Annotated in this window: 21 protein-coding genes; 3 read left to right on the forward strand and 18 right to left on the reverse strand. The window is 39.3% G+C overall.

The genetic code is table 11. The features are described 5' to 3' along the window. Window position 1: 1 nt before the first annotated feature. On the forward strand, window positions 2-295 hold the full coding sequence (locus tag OOA_RS20945) for an MFS transporter (protein WP_236611261.1): 294 nt from the start codon (window positions 2-4) through the stop codon (window positions 293-295). A 162-nt stretch (window positions 296-457) separates the two neighbouring features. Here the strand turns inward: OOA_RS20945 and hpaC are convergent, their stop codons facing one another. The 14 genes from hpaC to OOA_RS17090 all read right to left on the reverse strand — a co-directional run bounded on the left by hpaC (window position 458) and on the right by OOA_RS17090 (window position 16,742). Beyond that, window positions 458-976, reverse strand: coding sequence for a 4-hydroxyphenylacetate 3-monooxygenase, reductase component (hpaC, locus tag OOA_RS17025; RefSeq protein WP_008913410.1), 519 nt, complete (start codon window positions 974-976; stop codon window positions 458-460). 19 nt (window positions 977-995) lie between these two features. Continuing rightward, window positions 996-2,558 carry a 4-hydroxyphenylacetate 3-monooxygenase, oxygenase component gene (gene hpaB, locus OOA_RS17030; protein WP_008913411.1) on the reverse strand — a complete coding sequence of 521 codons (1,563 nt, stop codon included), beginning with the start codon at window positions 2,556-2,558 and terminating at the stop codon, window positions 996-998. A 559-nt stretch (window positions 2,559-3,117) separates the two neighbouring features. Then, complete coding sequence (locus OOA_RS17035; RefSeq protein WP_008913412.1) at window positions 3,118-3,798, reverse strand: LysR family transcriptional regulator; 681 nt, start codon at window positions 3,796-3,798, stop codon at window positions 3,118-3,120. 1,456 nt (window positions 3,799-5,254) lie between these two features. Further along, on the reverse strand, window positions 5,255-6,127 hold the full coding sequence (gene hpaA, locus OOA_RS17040; RefSeq protein WP_008913413.1) for a 4-hydroxyphenylacetate catabolism regulatory protein HpaA: 873 nt from the start codon (window positions 6,125-6,127) through the stop codon (window positions 5,255-5,257). Window positions 6,128-6,306: 179 nt separating this feature from the next. Then, a complete protein-coding gene (hpaX, locus tag OOA_RS17045) occupies window positions 6,307-7,677 on the reverse strand; it encodes a 4-hydroxyphenylacetate permease (RefSeq protein WP_008913414.1) in 1,371 nt (456 codons plus the stop codon). A gap of 343 nt (window positions 7,678-8,020) precedes the next feature. Continuing rightward, window positions 8,021-8,827: a 4-hydroxy-2-oxoheptanedioate aldolase gene (hpaI, locus tag OOA_RS17050; RefSeq protein ID WP_008913415.1), complete on the reverse strand. Its 807-nt coding sequence runs from the start codon at window positions 8,825-8,827 to the stop codon at window positions 8,021-8,023. A 10-nt stretch (window positions 8,828-8,837) separates the two neighbouring features. Continuing rightward, the gene (gene hpaH, locus OOA_RS17055; protein WP_008913416.1) at window positions 8,838-9,641 is read right to left on the reverse strand and encodes a 2-oxo-hept-4-ene-1,7-dioate hydratase; all 804 of its coding nucleotides are present in this window, start codon (window positions 9,639-9,641) and stop codon (window positions 8,838-8,840) included. Window positions 9,642-9,744: 103 nt separating this feature from the next. Continuing rightward, complete coding sequence (locus OOA_RS17060; protein WP_008913417.1) at window positions 9,745-11,211, reverse strand: NAD-dependent succinate-semialdehyde dehydrogenase; 1,467 nt, start codon at window positions 11,209-11,211, stop codon at window positions 9,745-9,747. Continuing rightward, window positions 11,208-12,434, reverse strand: a complete 1,227-nt coding sequence (locus OOA_RS17065; RefSeq protein WP_008913418.1) for a Bcr/CflA family multidrug efflux MFS transporter — start codon at window positions 12,432-12,434, stop codon at window positions 11,208-11,210. Before OOA_RS17065 ends, OOA_RS17060 begins: the two co-directional genes overlap by 4 nt. Window positions 12,435-12,443: 9 nt before the next feature. Further along, window positions 12,444-12,824 carry a 5-carboxymethyl-2-hydroxymuconate Delta-isomerase gene (locus tag OOA_RS17070; RefSeq protein WP_008913419.1) on the reverse strand — a complete coding sequence of 127 codons (381 nt, stop codon included), beginning with the start codon at window positions 12,822-12,824 and terminating at the stop codon, window positions 12,444-12,446. A gap of 9 nt (window positions 12,825-12,833) precedes the next feature. Continuing rightward, complete coding sequence (hpaD, locus tag OOA_RS17075) at window positions 12,834-13,715, reverse strand: 3,4-dihydroxyphenylacetate 2,3-dioxygenase (protein ID WP_008913420.1); 882 nt, start codon at window positions 13,713-13,715, stop codon at window positions 12,834-12,836. A gap of 164 nt (window positions 13,716-13,879) precedes the next feature. Continuing rightward, entirely contained in the window at window positions 13,880-15,346 is a 1,467-nt protein-coding gene (gene hpaE, locus OOA_RS17080; RefSeq protein ID WP_008913421.1) for a 5-carboxymethyl-2-hydroxymuconate semialdehyde dehydrogenase, read from the reverse strand. Next, window positions 15,346-16,113, reverse strand: coding sequence for a fumarylacetoacetate hydrolase family protein (locus OOA_RS17085; protein ID WP_008913422.1), 768 nt, complete (start codon window positions 16,111-16,113; stop codon window positions 15,346-15,348). The genes hpaE and OOA_RS17085 overlap by 1 nt, the downstream gene beginning before the upstream one ends. Next, complete coding sequence (locus OOA_RS17090; RefSeq protein WP_008913423.1) at window positions 16,113-16,742, reverse strand: fumarylacetoacetate hydrolase family protein; 630 nt, start codon at window positions 16,740-16,742, stop codon at window positions 16,113-16,115. The genes OOA_RS17085 and OOA_RS17090 overlap by 1 nt, the downstream gene beginning before the upstream one ends. A 601-nt stretch (window positions 16,743-17,343) precedes the next feature. Between OOA_RS17090 and hpaR the strand changes: the two genes are divergently transcribed. Then, window positions 17,344-17,796, forward strand: coding sequence for a homoprotocatechuate degradation operon regulator HpaR (gene hpaR, locus OOA_RS17095; protein ID WP_040691831.1), 453 nt, complete (start codon window positions 17,344-17,346; stop codon window positions 17,794-17,796). 85 nt (window positions 17,797-17,881) lie between these two features. Here the strand turns inward: hpaR and OOA_RS17100 are convergent, their stop codons facing one another. The 4 genes from OOA_RS17100 to OOA_RS17115 all read right to left on the reverse strand — a co-directional run bounded on the left by OOA_RS17100 (window position 17,882) and on the right by OOA_RS17115 (window position 21,803). After that, complete coding sequence (locus OOA_RS17100) at window positions 17,882-19,888, reverse strand: BCCT family transporter (protein WP_008913425.1); 2,007 nt, start codon at window positions 19,886-19,888, stop codon at window positions 17,882-17,884. A 463-nt stretch (window positions 19,889-20,351) separates the two neighbouring features. Continuing rightward, window positions 20,352-20,618, reverse strand: coding sequence for a DksA/TraR family C4-type zinc finger protein (locus tag OOA_RS17105; RefSeq protein WP_008913426.1), 267 nt, complete (start codon window positions 20,616-20,618; stop codon window positions 20,352-20,354). Between the two features lie 72 nt (window positions 20,619-20,690). Further along, a complete protein-coding gene (locus OOA_RS17110) occupies window positions 20,691-21,128 on the reverse strand; it encodes a GNAT family N-acetyltransferase (RefSeq protein WP_008913427.1) in 438 nt (145 codons plus the stop codon). Between the two features lie 216 nt (window positions 21,129-21,344). After that, window positions 21,345-21,803, reverse strand: coding sequence for a hypothetical protein (locus OOA_RS17115; RefSeq protein ID WP_008913428.1), 459 nt, complete (start codon window positions 21,801-21,803; stop codon window positions 21,345-21,347). 539 nt (window positions 21,804-22,342) lie between these two features. Here OOA_RS17115 and OOA_RS17120 point away from each other — a divergent pair. Continuing rightward, window positions 22,343-23,011 (forward strand): DUF421 domain-containing protein, encoded by a 669-nt coding sequence (locus OOA_RS17120; protein ID WP_008913429.1) that lies wholly within the window; start codon window positions 22,343-22,345, stop codon window positions 23,009-23,011. The last annotated feature ends 11 nt before the right edge of the window (window positions 23,012-23,022 follow it).

Consider the following 23,022-nt stretch of genomic DNA (forward strand, 5'->3'; position numbering starts at 1 on the left):
AATGCTAGTTGCAGCTTGTATCATATTCGGCTCGCTTTCAGCAGGGATCACCTCAGTGGCGATTATGACTGCGGGTATGCAGTTTGCTTCTCTGTATTCTCAAGCTGGAACTGATATGACAGCAGTACAAAGTACGCGCGATATTGGAGAATTGGTGAGTTCGATGATGTTGGTCGGATTGACCGCTGCGATTGGTTATTCAGGGGGCTTTATGTTAGGGGCTGTTATTGCATTTGTTGCACTACTCGTGACGTTTTCACATTACCAGTATATGCGTAGAATAGAAATATTGTAGAGATAGGTTAGATATGCGTTAAGTTGCATGGACGTGATATTTGTTCAGTAATCCGAATGACATAATTGATCTTATTTCTTGGAATAACTTGGTGTATCTCTTTTTAATGATAAAAAATATAAGAGGGTGAATATTCCTCCCTCTTATATTTTATTGAATAAATTAAGCGGTAACTTCCAAAATCTGATGCATTACAGGGTGGAACTTACGCTTGAAGTAAACTAATCCATGACCTTCTTCTCGGACGATAATCTGCTTTATCTCAACCAAATAGACAGAGTGAGTACCAATATCTTGTACTTGGGTAATTTCACCTTCTAAATTAGCGAGTGCATCTTTCAATAATGGTTGTTGTAAAATGCCACTATTCCAGATACTCCAACCGAAACGCTCTTCCATCGTTGAGCCTTTCATTCCCGCAAAGTGGCATGCCATTTCTTCTTGCTCATGATTAAGAACATTGACACACAGTCGGCCATTTTCCTGAAAGACCGCATTCATAGCACTATTGCGGTTAACACATACCATCAAAGTTGGTGGCGTATCAGTGACAGAACAGACGGCTGTCGCGGTAATACCGCAGCGACCAGCGGTTCCATCGGTGGTGATAATGTTAACTGCTGCACCAAGACTTGCCATCGCATCTCTGAAACGCAGGCGATGTTCATTTTCTAAAGACATACTGGCCTCCTGCTGCCGATTACTTCAGCAGCGAATCTAACTGATTAATATCATTGTTGTTATGCAGATGTGGGCGCTTCCAGCCATGCTGATCGTAATCAGACAGGCAGCGGTCAACCATATCTGTCATGGTCTTCATATTGCCAGAGCCGTATGCATGGCGAAGACATTGCAAACGAATTTCATCCTGACTGCCTGCATAGTTGATTTCATATAGCTCATGACGCCCACCAAACTCACTACCCATAGCATCCCACATTAACTTTAGAACTTTGATACGCTCTACATGATCCATGCCGTTAGATCCGCGAACATATTTTGCCAGATATTTATCAATTTCTGGGTTGTTCATATCTCGGACACTGGATGGTAGATATATCAAACCACTAGCCACGTTACTTTCGATAATATTCTTAATTTTCGTGTAAGCCATTGGCGCCATTACACGATAAGTTTGAATCGCTTGTGTATCAGGCAGATATGCACCGCCTTCCCAAGCCTTAGATTCAGCTGTCATCGCATCAGTCAGTGACCAAAACAAGTTCCGCCATGCAACCACTTCACCTAAGTCTGCCTGTACACCACGGAAATCGATAACTCCAGTGCACTCAAGACTTTTTTGCAGCAAACCAGTAATGAAATCCAGTTTCACGGCTAAACGTACACAGGCTTGTAATGGAAATAAGCGTGCAAAACCACCTTGTACTGCCCAGTTACGAGCTCGCTCAAAGTCACGGTAAATTAACACATTTTCCCAAGGGATCAGAACATGATCCATGACTAATATGGCATCATTTTCATCAAATCGGCTTGATAATGGGTAGTCAAAAGGTGCTCCTGTAGCACCAGCGACTAATTCATATGACGCCCGTGAAATTAATTTCACGCCATCAGCATCCATAGGAGCGACGAACATCAAGGCAAAGTCAGGGTTATCACCCATAACTTGTGCGGAACCAAAACCAATAAAATTATAGTGGGTTAATGCAGAGTTAGTTGCTACTACTTTTGCGCCGCTAACGATAATACCTGCATCTGTTTCTTTTTCCAGTTTGATGTAGACATCTTTAACTTCATCAGCAGGTTTATGGCGATCGATTGGTGGATTAACAATCGCATGGTTAAAATAGAGACCACTCTCTTGAATGCGTTTGTACCAGTGACGAGCATTGTCTGCGAATTGACCATAATATTCAGGGTTAGCGCCTAAACAGCTGGCAAATGCCGCCTTATAGTCTGGAGTGCGTCCCATCCATCCATAGCTTTGGCGTGACCAGTCAGCGATGGCGTCTCGTTGTTGACGGAGTTCTTCTGGGCTTTTGGCAAAACGGAAAAATTTGTGGGTGTAACCGCCATTTCCGGTATCGGTGTCCCAGCAAAGGCTGTCATGAGTTTCTTTATCATGGAGTGCATCATATAACTGTCCTATTGAGGCGGCTGAATTTCGAAATGCAGGATGAGTGGTAACATCTTTAACGCGCTCACCGTAGATATAAATCTCACGACCATCTTGTAGGCTTTTTAAATATTCTTGACTATTGAATGGGCGTTTTGCATCGGAACGAAAATCTTCAGGTTTCATGTCTACCTCGTTGTCTCACAAAGAGCGCTAGCACTGATAGGGGGGCTGTTATTCGCTAGTATCTTGGTGTGTTAAATTTATGTTTGTTTTGTGTTTATTAATTGAATCTTTTTATTGATTGATAAGAAAGAGATTTTCTAAAGGATTACTGGTACTTTTCGTTAAGAAAGTGAGTTTATGATAAGAGTGTGATCATTGTTGTGTTTTTTATAAGCAATAAAATAGGGGTTTTAATTTTTTATTATTAAATTCAGCGTTTTATTTTATTTAAGCTATTTGGTTATTTTAATGTTTACAAAAATTTTTGATATAAAATGCCTCACAAAAAGTTAATCAGTAAGTCATTTTTAGGTGGAAAGGTACTTTTTTTAAGCTGGGGTAAGGTCTTTTTAATATGATAATTTTATTCAACTAAGTTAACAAAAAGTAATTTTTTAGGGATGATTTTGGGAATGAAAGGTTAGTTATGTTTATGGTGAGCTTAAAATACGAGGTTAAGGGGAAGAGATAAAGCGTAGTTCCTGTCGATATCAGCTACGCTTATAAAATGGGAAAGAGATTAATAGGTCATCTGTTTTTTCGATACAATATCGATTGAATCATTGATTAAATAACCAATATGAAGGTAGTTATCTATATTTTTGTCGCCACTTCTAAAACAAATTTTAGATTTTATCTCGGAATATGTACTTAATGTACTAATCGAGTGCTCATTATTCCCTGTGATCGAGGGCTGTTGCATATTCGCTGGGAAATTTATTAGAGAAGCTGAAATAAAATTATCAGGGCATTTAGCTGCTGAAATAACCAATAAATTTAATGACATAGAACTAAGTAGAGAAAAGAGTGCTTCTGGTTTATCTATGGTCACATTTAATTTGAAATTTGGCTCGTTATTTGCAATTGTAGTCGTAATATAAGAAATAAAATATTCTGGCAATGTATCTGAAATACCGATATGGAATGTCTTGATATTATTATTTGTTGATTGTTGTGCTATCGTTTTAATTTCATCTATTTCACGCAAAATAATCTGGCTATGTTCTAATATTTGCAAGCCTAATGGTGTAAAGTTTACTCTACGAGTTGTTCTTTCTAGCAAAAAACACCCTAGATAATTTTCTAGTTTGCTAATTTGGATACTTAATGTTGGTTGTGCCACATTGCAGTATTGGGCTGCTTTTTTAAAGTTAAGAAATTTTCCTAACGCGTTTAAATATTCAAAATCTCTTATGTTCATTTTGTTTTCTCTACTGTATTTTAAAATTAAACCATTGTTTTTATTGTTAATTAAAACATTAATAATATGTGGTTTTTAATTTTATAAAAAACCATCCTTGATAGCATATAGCTAACGCTAGTGCCCTTGTTTTTACTTTTGATTAATATTCAATATAGAGAGTGATATTAATCAACGATTTTGTTAATTAATAAACAAACTCATTCCTATATGACATCATGTTTATATTAATTATAAAATTCTTTATAACTTTATTGATCTTTTTAGTTTAAAACTAAGTCAAAAAAGAATAAAGTGATTTTAAAATTAAACCTCGCTTTAAAAGTAGACTAGTAATGTATTTCCTTGTTGTTAAATAAATATACAATCAGTTGTTATTTTCTGAGAGTAAAATATTAAATTTATATTCGTCATAGTTCAGTTTGCATGGTGATAATTATGCGTGTAGGTATAGTTAAGTGCCCTAAATCATAGGGTTTATGATTATTTAAGGGCTGTTTAAATTTTAATAAATCTATCAATGCTTGGTGATGTAATCATTTGATTATTGATTTTATAAATCTATTGATTGTCAATTCCAGCTCAAAATATTTTTCTAATGATTCATTGCATTTAAATATATATAGCAAACCATTTCTATGTTATGTTATTACATGTCATGTTAAATTAATTTATCTATATAAATCATTCTATTACCTACATTAATTGAGAGTAAATTTAATTATGGAAAAAACGAAAGTTAAATTTATTTTACGGTCAACTAACTCAGGCTATATTGAAATAATAAAATTAACCAATTTAATCGTGTTTATGATTATATCATTTGATTGAAATTAAAAATTTATTTTTCATAAGTATTATTTAACCATTTTAATATGATGGCTTAATGAGTTTAAATGGTGATACATATTTCACATTTACTTTTAAAACACAATTACACATTGGATGAGTAATTTTTACCATGGTATTTTAGGTAAATCATCATATTTTGATATAATATTTAGTTCTGTATATATATTATTTAGTTATGTTAGTGAGTGATTTTACTTAATTGATAATATATGAATAATATAGAGAGTTAATTTATATAACATGATGATTTAATGTTAAAATATGTTTTGATTTAAATGTTGAGAAATAATAACATTTAATTTATGTTCGTTAGTAATCTATTGAAAAATATAAAAATTAATAAATAAAGAGAGTTTGGGATTTTAGTGTTAATCCGCTATTAAACAACATTTTTAGCTAAAAAATAGATTTATTTTGGCATTTTTATTCACATTTAATTGTGTAATATATTTATCATATATTTAAAATAGATAAGTATATTAGTAATGCATATCTTGAATCGTTTGGATATAAATAGCTTGAGGAATGGTAATGATCGTGTTGGATAATAGCTTTCTTCACACTGCTTAGAAATTAACTTAATCTATTAATTGTATCATGCTGGTCAATGAATGTTTTTTTCTCGCCATTGGCTTGGTGAATCACCGACTAGGCGATTAAAGAATCGAGCAAAGTAGGCGGGGTCTTTAAAACCGAGTTGATATGCAATTTCTGAAACGGGACTATCAGAAAACAATAGCATGCGTTTAGCCTCTCGTAAGATGCGGTCAAATATTAAGCGTTTAGGTGGGCGGTTAGCAAACCGTCTGCACATATCTTTAAGCCGAGACTCAGTTACACTAAGTTTATCTGCATATTCTGGAATAGAAAGGTGCTCATGATAGTGGGAATCAATAAGTTGGTTAAAACGCTGGAATAAACGGTGCTCACCCCTAACACCACTCACTGGATGGTCATCAAGAGGGATAGACCTTAATAGAAAAGTGAATAAAGCCTGAGCTAAAGAAGATAATACTTGGTCACGCCCTGCACAACGGTTTGCAGACTCACGCGCCATCAATGACCAATAATGATTAAACATTGCTAGCTCGTCAGGTTTATCTGCAACTGATAAGCAAATAGCAGGAATAGCGACTAAGTCAGGGTTTGCTGGGTAAAGTGATTCTAATAGTGGCGAAATTAACTCCTGCCGAACTGTGAGAACATGCCCATCAGTATCTTCCTGGGTAAAAAACGCATGTGCTATAGAAGGGGGCGTTAAGATAAATAGCGGTGCTTGAACAGAGTAGCGCTGATCATCAAGCTGTAAAGTGATATGTCCCGTATCAAGGTAGTGTAGCTGGAAAAATCCATCGTGACGATGTGCTTGCATATCACGGCCAAAAAATGCCGCCATATTGCCAAATGTCTGGTAATGGACATCGTCGTTACCTCGTGTTTCATCATAGTCTTTACTAATATCTATGTTAGCTATCACTACTTATTCCTCTTCATACTTCGAGCCGTAGCATTGTTGGCTACTCTTATTCGCCTTAGTCACGTAGTTATCTACGCTCCTAAGGACTCATTCGCTTGCCGCCTAGCTACAACTCGAATTATGTTAGGTATGCTACAAAAGCGCGCTTTGATTATTATATTTATCTTGGAATTATGTCATCAAGGAGTCGCTCTTGGACGTGAATTTTTCATCGGTATAAATATAACCAATATTGCCCCGATAACTAACAAACCAGCGACAAAATAGAGTCCTGAATTGAAGCTACCTGTCTTATCTTTTAGCCAACCAATTAATAATGGACTGACGGCTGAACCAATATTACCTGTTGCGTTGATAACAGCAATACCAATAGCACGTGCACGTAAGCTAATAGATTGGTCTGGCGTCGTCCAAAATACTGCCATGGCAGTAAATGAGCCTGTTGATGCCATAATAATACCTAACAATTGTATAACTGGATGATGTGTTATGGCGGCTAATACCCACCCAGCTGCGGCAAATAAATAAGGTAACGCTGTGTGCATTTTACGTTCTTGTAGCCTGTCAGACCGCCGACTCCAATAAATCATACCTAGTATGGTACAAAATTGAGGAATTGCGGTAAGCAAGCCAATCATGGCGTTACTGCTACCTTCATTAAAACTCTGCATTATTTGTGGTGTCCAAATATTAATCGCACTGAGAGTGTTAGTCAGGCAGAAATAAGCGACGGTATACATCAATATGACTGGCGTAAAAATCTCTTTCCATAAACTGGTGGTCTGCAGCGCACTCTGGCTTTTTGAGCCATGCGGTTGCACAAGCTCTAATTTATCTTGATCCATCATCTCTTGAAGACTTTCTTTGTCTTCTTTTGTGAGCCATTTTGCTTTTGCCGGTGAATCATCAAGATAGAACCATACCAAGACACCTAAAATTACAGATGGAAAACCTTCAAGCAGGAATAACCATTGCCACCCTTTTAGGTTTAAAATACCATCCATACCGAGGATATAACCTGAAGCAAGAGAGCCAAATGCCATAGTGACAGGCATTGCAACCATAAATAAAGCATTAGCTCGGGCTCGGAAGTAGGCAGGGAACCAGTAAGTCAGATAAACAAGAATACCCGGTAAGAAGCCCGCTTCAGCGATACCAACGAGCATACGCAAAACATATAGACTAGTTGGCCCGGTGGCGAACATGGTGGCTGTAGAGGCGATCCCCCACAACACCATTATTGTGGCAATCCAACGGCGAGCACCGACAATACCCAACATTATATTGCTTGGTATGCCAAAAATAACATAGGTTACATAGAATAAAGTTGCTGCAAGACCAAACATGGTTGATGTTAGTCCAATATCTTTTCCCATAGTTAAACCTGCAAAACCGATATTAATACGGTCGAGGAAAGAGAAAATAAATAATACAAATAGAAATCCGATTAGTCGTCTAAATAATTTTTTAATGACTCGTTGTTGTGGCTCAGTTAAATTATTATGTTGTTGAGCTGGATTATTTTCAGCAATGTTTGATTGATTGCTCATTTGTAACTCCATCTTTTATATGCACTTAATGCTATTATGGGTATAAGAGTCTCTTAGGCAGTCATTAAATATGACAGCCTTAACTGAATAAAAACTTATGTTATTAGGCTAGTTTTATTCGTCATTTTTAAATTCGACAATATTCTAAAACTTCACGTTTTTTATCCGCGTTAGTTTCTTCATACTGTTCGTATTTAAATGATTTTAACCATTATGCCTACTACGGGAATAGGCACTAGGTTATTAATCCTTTTTCTTAGCATTTTAGATAAACACTTTGTAGGGTGATAAGAATAAAGTTATCTAAATAGCATTGGGTACTTACGCTTTTTATTACAGGTTATTAATAAACACTAGGAATATTTGATTCGATATCAGAATGACTTCTACCAAAACGTGCAGCCAATGCTTCTGCCGTACGTGCTAATAGTGTGGTATCTACACCAACAGCAACAAACAGAGCGCCAATGTTTAAATAATGTTCAGCGATACTGGGAGCTGCCATTAAAATACCGGGAGCAACACCCGCAGCACGAATTTGTACAATAGCTTTTTCAATCACAGCTTTAACTTCAGGGTGATTTGGATCACCGAAAAAACCCATATCTGCACTGAGATCTGCTGGGCCGATAAAGACACCATCAATTCCTTCTACTTTCAAGATCTCCGAAAGGTTATTAATGGCTTCACGCGTTTCGACTTGAACAATCACACACATTTCATTGTTGGCACGTCGCAAATAATCAGGAATACGATTCCAGCGTGATGCACGTGCTAATGCGCTACCAACACCACGAATCCCCTCTGGAGGATAGCGTGTTGCACGTACAGCTTGCTTAGCTTGCTCGGCATTTTGTACCATAGGTAGCAACAATGTTTGTACACCAATATCCAATAGTTGTTTGATAATGACTGGATCGTTCCATGGTGGACGCACAACAGGTTGCGATGGATATGCAGCAATAGCTTGAAGTTGAGTTAATGTGGTCTGCACATTATTTGGTGCATGTTCGCCATCGATGAGTAGCCAATCGAATCCTGCTCCTGCAACCAGTTCAGCGCTATATGAGCTGCATAAACCTAACCATAACCCAATTTGTGGCTGGCCATCTTTCAATGCTTGTTTAAATTTATTATGTAGAATGTCCATGGTAATTTCCCTATACGAAACTGCAACTGACTGAACCCATTACGCCGTAGTCAACATGGAATACATCCCCTTTACGGGCAGGAACGGGTCGAGTAAAAGAACCACCTAAAATGACCTGACCAGCTTCTAATTGGACGTTGTGTGGCGCGAGTTTATTAGCAAGCCAAGCCACTCCATTTGCAGGATGATTGAGCACAGCAGCTGCTACACCAGATTCTTCAATAACACCATTACGGTAGAGCAAAGCGCTTATCCAGCGTAAATCGAGATCACGTGGCTTGATTGGTCTACCGCCTAAGATCACGGCACCATTTGCTGCATTGTCAGAAATAGTGTCAAACACTTTGCGCGGACGTTTGGTTTCGGGGTCGAGACTATGACAACGAGCATCGATTAGTTCGAGCGCTGGGATCACATAATCAGTTGCATTATAAACATCAAACAGTGTGCAGTTCGGCCCACGTAAAGGCTTTGCTAAAACAAAAGCTAGTTCAACTTCAATCCGTGGAACGATAAAACGATCTGTTGGGATTTCACAGCCATCATCAAAAAACATATCGTCGAGAAGTGCACCGTAGTCAGGCTCATCAATTTTAGAGCTAGCTTGCATTGCCTTTGAGGTTAAGCCAATTTTGTGGCCTTTGAGTGATCGTCCTTCAGCGATTTTCAGACCGACCCATTCACGTTGAATTGCATAGGCATCTTCAATCGTAATTTGGGGGTGATCCAGCGAAATTTGACGGATCTGCTCACGCGTTTTTTCAGCCTGATTAAGACGTTGTGCAACTTGCGATATGACATCTTTTTGTAACATGCGAGTAATGCTCCTGTTGATTTCTGCTTAAAATGCTAGAAACATTGGGCACCACTAACCCGCACTGCAATAATTAGCAGTGCGGTAACCAATAACGGCGTGGTTAGTTAGTGGATAGCCCACCAAAGCAGAGATATTTCACTTCCAGATAATCTTCAATTCCGTAACGTGAACCTTCACGTCCCAGCCCTGACTGCTTAATGCCACCAAATGGGGCAACTTCATTTGAAATAATGCCTTCGTTAATGCCTACCATGCCGCTTTCAAGTGCTTCTGCAACACGGTAGATACGTCCGATGTCTCTTGAGTAAAAATAGGATGCTAGACCAAATTCAGTATCATTAGCCAAATCAATAGCTTGCTGTTCATCACTGAATTTAAATAGCGGAGCCAGTGGACCAAAGGTTTCTTCTTTGGCTACTAGCATTGATTCAGTAACGCCAGTTAATACTGTTGGTTGGAAGAATAAACCACCGAGTGACGCAGGTTTACCGCCTGCAATCACAACTGCGCCATGAGAAACTGCATTAGCAATGTGCTCTGTAACTTTGTCGACTGCAGCTTGATTAATCAGCGGACCTTGTTGTGAATCAGCTTGGGTCGCAGGGCCGATTTTTAATTCACTGACGGCTTTTGCGAGGCGTTTAGCAAACTCATCATAAACGCCTTCTTGGACTAAAATACGGTTAGCACAGACACACGTTTGTCCACTATTGCGGAATTTAGCAGCTAACGCACCTTGTACTGCTGCATCAAGATCGGCATCATCAAAAACGATGAATGGTGCATTCCCACCGAGTTCTAGTGATAGTTTTTTGACAGTATCAGCGCACTGTGACATCAATAATTTACCGACACGAGTTGAACCTGTGAATGTCAATTTACGGACAACAGGGCTAGAGGTCATGACTTCGCCAATGGCTTTTGAGTCGGTGCCGGGAACAATGTTAAACACTCCGGCAGGAATGCCCGCTTCTTCACCTAATGCGGCGAGTGCTAATGCTGAAAGTGGTGTTTCAGCTGCAGGTTTTAACACCATAGTACAGCCGGCAGCGAGCGCTGGACCAACTTTACGGGTGATCATTGCATTTGGGAAGTTCCACGGCGTGATTGCCGCAACAACACCGATGGGCTGTTTAATGGTGACTAAGCGACGGCCTGGAAGTGGTGAAGGGATCGTTTCACCATAAATACGCTTACCTTCTTCGGCAAACCATTCAATAAAACTTGCGCCATAAGCGATTTCACCCATCGATTCGTTAATAGATTTTCCTTGTTCCCAACTGAGTAACTCAGCAAGTTCTTTCTGGTTATCCATCATCAGATGAAACCATTTGTTGAGAATTTGACTGCGCTCTTTCGCGCTTTTTGCTCGCCAAGCTGGTAGCGCTTTTTCCGCTGCATCAATGGCTTGTTGGGTTTCCGTTGCACCTACATTACTGACTTTTGCTATTACCTCACCATTGGCTGGGTTGGTAACATCAAACCGACTATTATCATTGGCATTGACCCATTGGCCGTTGATATAAGCCTGCTGGCGGAATAAGGTAGAATTGACGTTAATACTCATATTTCTTTTTTCTCCGAAGGCACTGAAATTAACTGTGAGCGGATATTTTTAGCCGATAAACGCTGGCTAATAAAACTGAGTCCGGCACAGACAGCCATAACTAGTGCCATAGCAAATGGGGATTCATCCTGTAGTACAGAAACTGCAACACTTGCAAGTGCTGCCAGTGCAAATTGAATAGAAATCGCGAGAGCACTGGCACTGCCTGCAATTTTACCTCTATGCTGCAATAACAGTGACAAACTGTTGGTACCGATAGCATTCACCATCGATAAAAACAGAACCACCAGAATAACAATAATAGGCAGGCTTTGCTGGTAGAAAAGTAGCAATAGTAATCCAAACAGTAATTGAGCCCCACTTTGCACACAGAGTATACGGGTTAAGCTATACACTTTAAGCAGCCGAACATTGATCAATAGCACTGCTATCATGCCAAGAATATTACAACCGAATAATAAGCCGTAGTGTTGTTCAGATACTCCAAAGTAGTTGATATACACAAAAGGTGAACCACTGATAAAGGCGAACATTCCGGCAAAAGAGAATGCCATTGTGCCGATGATAGACATGGCTTCTTTATCAGTTAAAACTTGTGCGTAATTATGAAAAGCGGCACGGAGTAAATTTTTAGACTCGTTTTTATGGCGCAGAGTCTCTGGAAGTAAAAAGAAAATACTGCCTAATGAGCAAAGTCCTATCAGTGCAAGAAGATAGAAAATCGCTTGCCACTGAAGATGGATTAATAAAAAACCGCCAAGTAATGGTGCGAGCAAAGGTGCAATCATGGTAACTAACGTCATCAAAGACAATATTTTAGGTAGCTCAATTGCGGGATAAACATCCCGAGCAATTGCCCTTGCCATGACAATTGCAGCGCCACTGCCAAATGCTTGTAACGCTCTAAATGCAATCAAAGTTTCTGCGGAAGTTGCTTGTGCACAAAGTAAACTTGCCAGCGTAAAAATGATGAGGCCACTTAACAACATTTTGCGGCGCCCGAGAGTGTCGCTGAGTGGCCCATAAAACAACATACCAATACAAAAACCAGCAAAAAATGCACCGAGTGTATACTGCATCTGTCCTTGGCTTGCTTGGAGATCTATCCCCATTTGCGGCAGGGCAGGGAGATACATATCTATCGATAATGGCCCAAATGCGACCAATGATCCTAATAATGGGATCAAGTAGCGAGGGATCTGTTTATCGAATGCAGTCGGCATCAAATTTCCTTACTTAAACAGTGCGTGAACGTTGTTTTGTTTATAATTCAGTACTGGATCAAGCTCTTCCATGGTGAATGATATTGCAAGATATCTATCCGCCATTAACTGAGCAAAATGCTCCTTGATAAGGGTAAATAGCATTTCACCGACTTTTTGCCGATCTTCAAGAGAGCGACCAGCACCAATTTTGAGCGTCATATGGACGAAGGCATAGTCATGTTTGCCATCTGCCATCTGCCAAGTATCTAACCAAATAGCGCGACTACGAATCCCCCCTAACGGAAAGATGCCCGTACCCGCTAATGCTTTGTTTACCGTTGAAAATAGCTCAGGTAAGTTCGCTTGCTCACGAATATTGTCGGTACACTCTGCAATAAAATGAGGCATAACGATTCCTTACGCGTTAGCGGTTTGTTTATCAGTAATGTAGCTTGGTAGAGGGAATATGGCATTGATTTGACCTGTACCTGAGCTGGCGAACAAATCAGTCAGTACTTCGACTTTCTCCTCATATTTATCCCAACCAAGCATGCCTAATAGCATCACAGTGTCATGCATATGGCCTTCGCCATAGCAGTAATCCGCATACTCTGGCAACATCTTACAGAATTCATTAAAACGACCTTCACGCCAGAGTTTGACTACGCGCTTATCCATTTGCTCATCAAATTCACGGGTGTAATTATTCATGCCGTCTTCTGCACGGTGGTCATCGATAAAGCGATGCGATAGTGAACCGCTAGCAAGAACGGCGACTGTACCATCATATTTTTCGATAGCCGTGAGTACCGCTTCACCGAGTTTGCGACTATCTTCGAAACTGTGAGAGGTACAAAATGCGGAAATAGAGATCACTTTGAAATGACGATCGCTATTCATGTAACGCATCGGTACTAATGTGGCATATTCCAATGTTAGACTTGGGATCTCATGAGATTGGGCTCTAACGCCTAACTTACGTGCTTCTTCGCCGATCATTCGACCAAGTTCAGAGTTACCATTGTATTCATACTCCATGTCACGAATAAAATGCGGAAGCTCATTACTGGTATAGATCCCTTCAAAATGGTCTGCACAGTTAATGTGATACGCACTGTTAACTAACCAGTGCGTATCAAAAACAATAATGGTATCAACGCCAAGTTCACGGCAGCGGCGGCTGATTTCTTTATGCCCATCGATAGCGGATTGCCGGCAGCCGTGATGCTTACCCGGAAGTTCTGATAGGTACATAGAAGGAACATGCGTGATTTTTGCTGCTAGTGCTAGTTTTCCCATAATTCCTGACCTCTTTCAGTGACTGATATTAGCAAAGTTTTTCAAGTGCTGATTTAAGCTTTTGTTATTTATGTGTTTTAGTGCAGAACATCTCACTATGTAGGACTAAGCTTTTTCAGCGATTTAGTGCCGGCGAAATTTATTCACCGGCGAGAGCTCAAAATTTAAACACCCCAACGAGGAATGTTATGATCCCCAAAGGAAATACAAACGTTTTTCATTTCAGCAAATACCTCAAAGCTGTATTCGCCACCTTCACGGCCAACGCCAGATGCTTTAACGCCGCCAAATGGCTGACGTAGGTCACGCACATTTTGGGTATTCACAAACACCATACCCGCTTCAATATTGCGAGATAACCGCAGGATCTTACTGATATCTTGTGTCCAGATATAAGATGCGAGGCCATACTCAATATCGTTTGCCATACGTAAACCATCCTCTTCTGATTTGAATGGGATCAGGCAAGCGACAGGGCCGAAGATCTCTTCTTGTGCCACACGCATTCGATTATCAACATCGGCGAGTACAGTTGGGCGTAAGAAATGACCATTTTTAAGATGTGTAGGCAAGTCGGTTGGTTTATCTGGGCTACCCGCCAGCAATGTAGCACCTTCTTCGATTCCAAGGCGGATGTAGCCTGATACCTTGTTCCAGTGTTGCTGGCTGATCAGAGCACCGACTTGGGTTTTCGGATCTGTAGGGGCGCCGACGATCAAGCGGTTGGCACGCTCTGCAAAGCGCTTAACAAATTCTGGGTAAATACTTTCTTGAATGAAAATACGTGAGCCCGCTGTGCAACGTTCGCCATTAATGGAGAAAATGGTGAACAGAGCGGCATCGAGTGCGCGCTCAACATCTGCATCTTCAAAAATTAATACAGGTGATTTACCGCCAAGTTCCATTGAATACTTTTTCAGGCCCGCGTTTTGCATGATCATACGGCCTGTGGCAGTGCCCCCTGTAAAGGAGACTGCGCGAACATCATTATGTTTGACGAGAGCATCACCTGCTGTGCTGCCATAGCCTTGAACGACGTTAAGCACTCCAGCTGGAATTCCCGCTTCTAGGGCTAATTCACCTAAACGGTTAGCTGAAAGAGGTGAAAGCTCAGACATTTTTAATACGGCAGTGTTACCGAGTGCTAAGCAAGGTGCTGTTTTCCATGTTGCCGTCATAAATGGCACGTTCCATGGTGAAATAAGCGCACACACGCCAACAGGTTGAACTAGCGTATAGTTCATCATTTTGTCATCAACAGGATAGGTGCGGCCATTCATCTGTTGGCAAATTTCAGCAAAGAACTCAAAGTTGTGGGAAGCGCGTGGGATTAGAACATTTTTGGTTTGATGGATTGGCAGACCTGTGTCTTGAGTTTCCATTTTTGCAATTTCAGGAACATTCTGGTCGATCAATTCACCGAGGCGACGCATTAGGCGAGCGCGTTCTTTCATCGGCGTATTAGCCCACTTAGGGAAAGCATCTTTTGCTGCGGCAACCGCCTGATTAATTTCATCTTGACCACCAGAAGCAACTTCTGCGAGTACTTCGCCTGTTGCAGGGTTGGTGGTTTCAAAATAGTCTTTACTGACAACATTTTTGCCGTTAATCCAGTGGTTTATTTTAGTCATCACACACGTTCCTCATACTCTTTTTCACTGACAATATGGTTTATCAGCCTGCCAACACCTTCAACTTCGACGATGACTTCGTCTCCTGGGATAACATCAGAGAGGCCTTTCGGGGTTCCAGTTGCAATCATGTCACCTGGTTGTAGAGTCATAAAGTCACTCAGGTAGGCAATTAAAAATGGAATATTGAAAATTAGATCGGCTGTTGTGCCCTTTTGGCGTAGTTCACCATTAACATAGGTATACAATGCAAGATTATGTGGATCTTTAATCTGATCTTTATCGATAACCCATGGGCCGATCGGCGTTAAGGTATCGCGGCTCTTAACGCGTAAATTTGGACGATAGTAGTTTTCAAGATAATCGCGAATAGCGTAGTCGTTACAGACGGTATAACCCGCAACGTAGTCCATCGCATCTTCTTGTGAAACCTTATATGCTGGTTTACCGATTACAACGACCAGTTCCGATTCATAGTGCATATATTCGACATTATCTGGGCGAACAGAGACTTGACGGTGGCCAGTTAACGTATTATCTGCCTTGATAAAAATAAGTGGTTCTTCAGGTGGCTTAAAATCGAGTTCAGTCGCGTGGTCAGCATAATTTAAACCAAGGGCAAATAAGGTGCCTCTTACTGGCGGTAACCACTCAACATTTTTGTCATCGCCAGCGAGCACTTGGCCATTAGGTAATTTTATCTCTTCGTTATCACCGACTGTGACTGAATATTCACTACCTTGATAACGGATTTTAGCGTGTTTCATTATTGCCCTCCTGCCACGACAACCTGATTAATCAGGCTTGGGAAGCCTTCCGCTTGAACCTCAACTTTATCACCGGGTTGAATAGTGACGCGTTGGTGTGGGGTTCCCATTAAAATTACATCGCCTGCTTTCAATGTCGCAAATTCACTCAGTGCTGCGACCAATTCATTTGCATCACGAACCAGATCGTTGGTTGACCAGCGATCAGCTTCTTTTCCGTTGATTTGAGTGATGATCTCTATCGGTGTTGATAATGTCGTTTTAACAATTTCCCCAATTGGGCAAAAACTATCACAGCATTTTGCTTTGATAGCAGGGCGATAGAATGAGTCTTCAGGAAGGCTAACTTCGTTTGCTAATGCAAAGCCTGCGATGTAATGATACGCATCAGCCTGATTCACTTTTCGTGCATCTTTACCAATAACTAATGCCAATGTTGCGCCACTTAGCACCACTTCATTAGCGGGGTGTAAAATGTTGTCTCCTGAACTAATTTGGGTATTACGTGGCTTAATAAACCATACTGGAGTTTTAGGAGGGGCTTTATAAGGGGCTTGCCCAAATGCCTCATGCCAGTGAGTGACTTGGCTTTGGTGATTGAGGGCAACGGCAAAAACAGTGCCTTTCATTGACAACTCCTTATGATGAAATCGACGACCTTGAATGATTGTTAATATATTAATAATGTATTAAATCGGAATTAGCAATAGGCTAATGCAATTGTTAATTTTAATTGTGATCTCATTAACATATTCAGATTGCTCACGTGTAACTTATTGTTATCACTTAAATTAATAAATTGCTTTATTTTTAACTGTAACTTTTTGTTAACTTTGGTGTTTTGAAAAATATTATTTACTCATTAATATTTTAGGGTTTTTCTTTGAGATTGTTATTTTGCCGTGCTAACCTTGGCTTTAAGCGGATATAGGGTTGGTTATCACCGTGAGTGAAATTGCGATATAAAGGCGTAGTACACTAAGCCTTATTCGAGATTGTTGACCTTTTAAACTTACTTTTGCAGCAGTTTGTTAGGAAGTCTTGGGAAGAAAAGAGAACTCCTGAGTATAACACTGAGTATAACACTGAGTAAAAGCTGCCATATGGAAGCAGTTAAAGGATTTATATTTGGAATCATTCAAGTAACTTGAGGAAAGGCAGGTATAAAGGGTCAATATCCCCTAATGGGTTGGTATTAAATAACATTTAACAGTGGTGAGTTTTAAGCTTATGCATGAATCATTGACAATTGCATTATTACAGGCAAGGGAGACCACCATGGGGTTCTTCCGTCCTATTTTAAAGTCATATAATTTGACTGAACAGCAATGGCGTATTATTCGGGTACTTGCTGATAAACGCTCTATTGATTTTCATGAGTTATCAGTTCAAACCTGCATCCTGCGCCCAAGTATGACAGGTATTTTGACTCGAATGGAGAGAGAAGGGTTAATATTTCGCTTAAAACCACTCAATGATCAGCGTAAACTTTATGTTTCTCTGACACCTAGTGGACAGACCCTTTATGATAAGGCTCGCCAAGAAGTGGAAGAAGGTTACCAAAAAATTGAACAGGCGTTCTCACATGAGAAAATGCAACGTCTTACTGAGCTACTTGGTGAATTGATTGCTCTAGAAAGCCCTGATTATAGCAATCTAGCGGATAAAAAAGAGAGCGCTTAACCTGAGCGCTCTCTGATAGCTTGAATCGAATTCTTTAGATATAACGGCATCTTAATCGGTTTTATCCCAATTAAGGTGCCGTTTTTTATTTACCTAATAAGTGCAGGAAGTGAATGTGTTTTTCGTACTGGTCGAGAATATCATGAATAATCTGCTCTTTTGCCCAGCCCATCACATCATAATCTTGACCACCTTCTTTTAGGTGAACCTCAGCACGGTAATACTTTTGTTCTTCACTTTTTTCATCATCACTTTCAGTTGCGATGCCAGAAAGTGCGAAAGCAGGTTGAACATAATAACGTAAGCGTACTTCATATAAGAAGTTCATGTCCTCGCCTAAATCGACTTCAAAGCCCATTCTGTCATCTCTTTCATTATGAATATGACAAATAGTCCCTTGTTTAGCGAGTTCATCAGATACCATTTCCATGGACGAATAGACGACTTCATCAAGAAAACGTTTTACTTGGTTACGTTTTGGAAAATAACCAATATTGCGCAAGCGACGCTGCCATGGAATTGGATTACGGCTCGCCGTTGGTGCAATAGTTGCCAGTTGTTGACTATCACGTTTATAGGCATCGACTCGTAAGGCTTTAAATAAACCGTAAATTGAGGCCAACAGCACCATAACAAAAGGTAAAGCACTGGCAATCGTCAACGTTTGTAGTGCTTGTAAACCACCTGCAAGCAGCAGGGCAATTGCCACTATGCCCATTAAGCCAGCCCAAAAAATACGTTGCCAGATTGGAGTATCTGAATCACCGCCCGAGGCTAATGTATCGACAACCATCGCGCCTGAATCGGCAGAGGTAACAAAAAAGATAACCACCATTATCATTGCAAAGAATGATAATGCTGTGGAAAAAGGGAAGTAATTTAAGAATTCAAACAGTGCTAATGAGACATCAGATTGAACAGTTTCAGCTAGTTTAGCTGCTCCTTGGTTTTTAATCAGGTCAATAGCTGTGTTACCAAAGAAAGTCATCCACATTAGCGTGAAGCCAGCAGGAACAAACAATACTCCAGTAACAAATTCACGAATGGTACGACCGCGTGAAATACGTGCGATAAACATACCAACAAACGGCGACCAAGATAACCACCAGCCCCAATATAACAGTGTCCATCCACCTAACCAGTCACTGGATTTGGGTTCATAGGCATACAAATTGAACGTTTTAGTGACAATTTCAGACAGGTAGCCTCCGGTGTTCTCAACAAATGATTTTAACAGTAAAACAGTTGGGCCGAGAATTAAGACCAAGAGAAGTAATATGAAGGCTAAACCAAGGTTTAATTCTGAAAGAATTCGTATTCCTTTATCGAGGCCAGAAACAACGGAAAGTGTCGCTAGGCTGATAAAGAGAACGATGAGCCCTACTTGAATTAATGGCGTTACAGGTAGACCAAACAGATGATTCAGCCCTGCGTTGACCTGCAATACGCCAAACCCTAATGAAGTTGCGACCCCAAACACAGTACCAACAACAGCAAAAATATCGACAAAATGGCCAATTGGACCATAAATACGTTCACCAATAATCGGATAAAGAGCGGAGCGTAATGTCAGTGGTAATCCGTGGCGATAACTGAAAAATGCAAGGATCAGTGCGACGATAGCGTAAATTGCCCATGCATGTAGGCCCCAGTGGAAGAAGGTTAATCGCATCGCTTCTTTTGCAGCTTCTACTGTCTGTGGATCACCAACCGGAGGATTGAGGTAATGCATCACGGGTTCTGCGACGCCAAAGAACATTAGCCCAATTCCCATTCCCGCGGAAAACAGCATCGCAAACCAAGAGACATAACTGAAATTTGGTTGTGCGTGATCTGGGCCTAGTTTTATCTGTCCATAACGAGAGAATCCCAGATAAGTCACACTCAAAAGAATGATAGCTACGGCTAAAATATAGAACCAACTAGCATTATGAAATAGATATTGTTGAAGATGACTTAGATGAGATTCTGCTATTTCAGGCATGAGGGCAGCAAACCCAACGATCACTAAAATAGCAAGAGCAGAGGTATAAAATACAGGAGGACTAATTTTAGAGCGTACTTTTTTCGAATCAGTATCGTTTTGACTCATAACAACCTTCTTAGATTTATTTTTGACATACCAATTGCGTGCAAGGGTATGCGTGAGATGTCCTTCTTAATAAAACAATGAAAACTACGAAAGGGTTTCCAATTTGGAAACGGGCAGAAAGAACAATTAATTGAAATATTTACAGAGATAGCTATAAACAGGTATTTTAAAATTTCCGTTACTATCAATTACTTTTGCCTGTTATAGACCTCTTTTGCAAAAAATAGGGCGATATACTGCCATATAAGAAGATTAATTACAATAAAATGGGGAGTGGGGTTTATTTTGATGTGAAAATATAATCTTACTAATCATATTGTTATATATGTTTTTTGTTATGTTATTAAATGTGTAACAAAAAGTTAAGTGAAATACCTAGAAATAGAGTTAGTTTTATTAAGAAATTAAGGTAAAAGGCATATAGATGAATGAAGCCATTGAAGTTAAAGGAGGGAAGTAAAAATTAGCGTAACTGGCTATCTTTACTACCTCGACGATTGTAGCCACTGAAGGTAGCAAGTTTTTTATCTAGTTCACGTTGGCATGTAATACAAAGGTGTACACCAGGGAGAGCTTGACGTCGTGCCTCGGGAATGACATCACCACACTCATCACAAAACTCAGAACTTTCGCCTGAATGCAATTGGCCGCGAGCCTTAGTCACGGCATCATCTAATGTTGCATCGATCTGTTCTTGGACAGCATCTTCATTCGCCCATCCATTAGCCATAATCACCTCGTACAAAAAATCATCATCTTAAGTGATCATAGAGGTGAAAATAGAAAATTCAAGTTTGTGAAGTTAAGCTAACGATAAAACCATATAGATATGATCCATACCATCTTCATCATATATTTCACCTTCTGAGTGGTAACCTAAGGTTTCATAAAAAGCCACAGCGGTATGTTGTGATGATAAACCAATAGTTTTATATTTTTGTTCTTTTCCATATGATTTGACAAATTTCATTAATTCTCGGCCGATGCCTTTTCCTCGATGCTCCTTAAGTACAGCGACTCTGCCTACTTTAATTAATTCATTGTTTTGTAAGATACAACGAAGTACAGCTACGGGGAAATTGTCTAAATACAGAACGACATGTAATGCACTATCGTCATACTCATCAACATCTATTTCAGCGGGAAAACCTTGTTCATGAGTAAAAATTTGCTGGCGAAGCTCAAAGGCGTGGTTAATGAGTTCTGGTGAAGAATATCCTAGGCTATATCTGATTTGCATATTGATTCCAACGATTGAGTCAGAGTATTAACGTTTCATTTTGATTCGATTGTAAGGGGGGGCTATTGTTTTATCGCAATGGGCTAACATACTGTTTTGTGGTTATTCACCTATATAATATCCCCGTCATACTTCTAGTTTTATCATTGTTAGCAGAATTCAGATGTAACTTGAAATATGACGGGTATGAGCAATTTAAGTGACGAATATAGTGCGTTATTTATTTTCTGATTTTAATTTCTCAGTTTTATTTTTGGCATCAGTGGATAATTCATCAGCCTTATTAATGGCGTCAGTTTTAATTTCCTGAGCTTTTTCAGCGACTTTGTCACTTGCTTCAGATGCTTCTTTTTTTGCTGAATCTGTTAATTCACCTGCTTTTTTTTCTGTGTCATCTTTCAATTGTTTTGCTTTATCAGAGATTTCATCTGCCTTCTCTGCTGTGTTTTTTTCGAGCTCATTGGCTTTTTCTTTTGCGCTGTCAGTAAGCTCATTGGCTTTCTCTTTTGCGCTATCAGTAAGTTCAGCTGCTTTTTGCTCACCTGTATCTTTTAATTGCTGCGCTTTTTCTTCAGCTTGTTTGATCGATTGATCTGTTTTAGAAGTGTCGTCGCAACCTACTGCCATTGTGATAATACCCGCTAGAATAAGAGAACCTAATATTTTCTTTTTCATAAATATTTCCTTTAGCATGATGTGAGTGAACATAAATCATATTTGAGCATTAAAAGCTCCAACACTGTATAAAGTATACCCAAGATAATCTTAGTTACTTGTAGTTAATCAATGAAAGTAACTTGATGTACCTAACATACTGTTATTAAAGTAGCAGAGTACAATATGTGATTTACAAGATACAAGCTACAATTCCAAAAATGATTGGTATACTTAAATATAACTCATATTTTGATTAATTGAAAATAGATTGGTGACTAAAATTAAATTGGACATTAATAATGAAAAAAAACAATATTATCAATAACATTTGGAATATAACGCTCAATATTGTTTTTTCTTAAGATGATAACGACTAATTTTATTATTTCGCTATAATTACTGGTGAAAATTAGTGTCTTTATATCTGTGATATTTTAAGTTGCATGTCTGCTGATTACACTTAGCTACATGGGGTATTTAAGTTTCGTAATAACTTTGCGGTCTCTTGATTTAATAGGAATTCAGGATAGTCATGGATATGTTAAGGGAAAGATAATATGACTTATTATTATGCGTTCGTCATTGTCAAATTCATTATTGGGTTCGCTATTGTCATCACTCATATGAACCTGTCTGGTAAAACACAATTATCACAAATGACCCCAATTGATTTTATCGGTAACTTTGTTTTAGGGGGAATTATCGGTGGTGTGATCTACAGTGATACGATTCCATTACAGCAATACATTATTTTGCTACTCATCGGTGTTTTCTTTATTTCCTCACTCAATTATCTAACTAAAAACTTTAATTTTTTCCGTAATGTTGCTATAGGTAATCCGATTCCTATTATTAATAAAGGGAATTTTATTATGGAAAATATATTAGAAAAGAGTAATAAAATTGATATTTTGAATGTCTCATCTCGACTACATGCACAAGGGATCCATTCATTTCAAGAAATTTATTATGCGCAAATTGAGCCTGACGGGCAATTAACGGTAATTTGTGATCCAACTAAGATGCCATCCGTGATTATCATGAGGAACGGTGCAGCTCGAATAACTGAATTACAATCAATTGAGAAAAATGAAGATTGGTTAGATGAGCAGATGCGTAAACACGGGATTGATAACCCCGAATCGGTTTTTTTGGCTGAATTTTGGCAAGGGAAAATTAAATTTATTCTGCAAGATGGCAAGATACAGCAACATAATACTGAGTAATTTCATATAAA

This window comes from Providencia burhodogranariea DSM 19968 (assembly GCF_000314855.2).
GTDB lineage: Bacteria > Pseudomonadota > Gammaproteobacteria > Enterobacterales > Enterobacteriaceae > Providencia > Providencia burhodogranariea.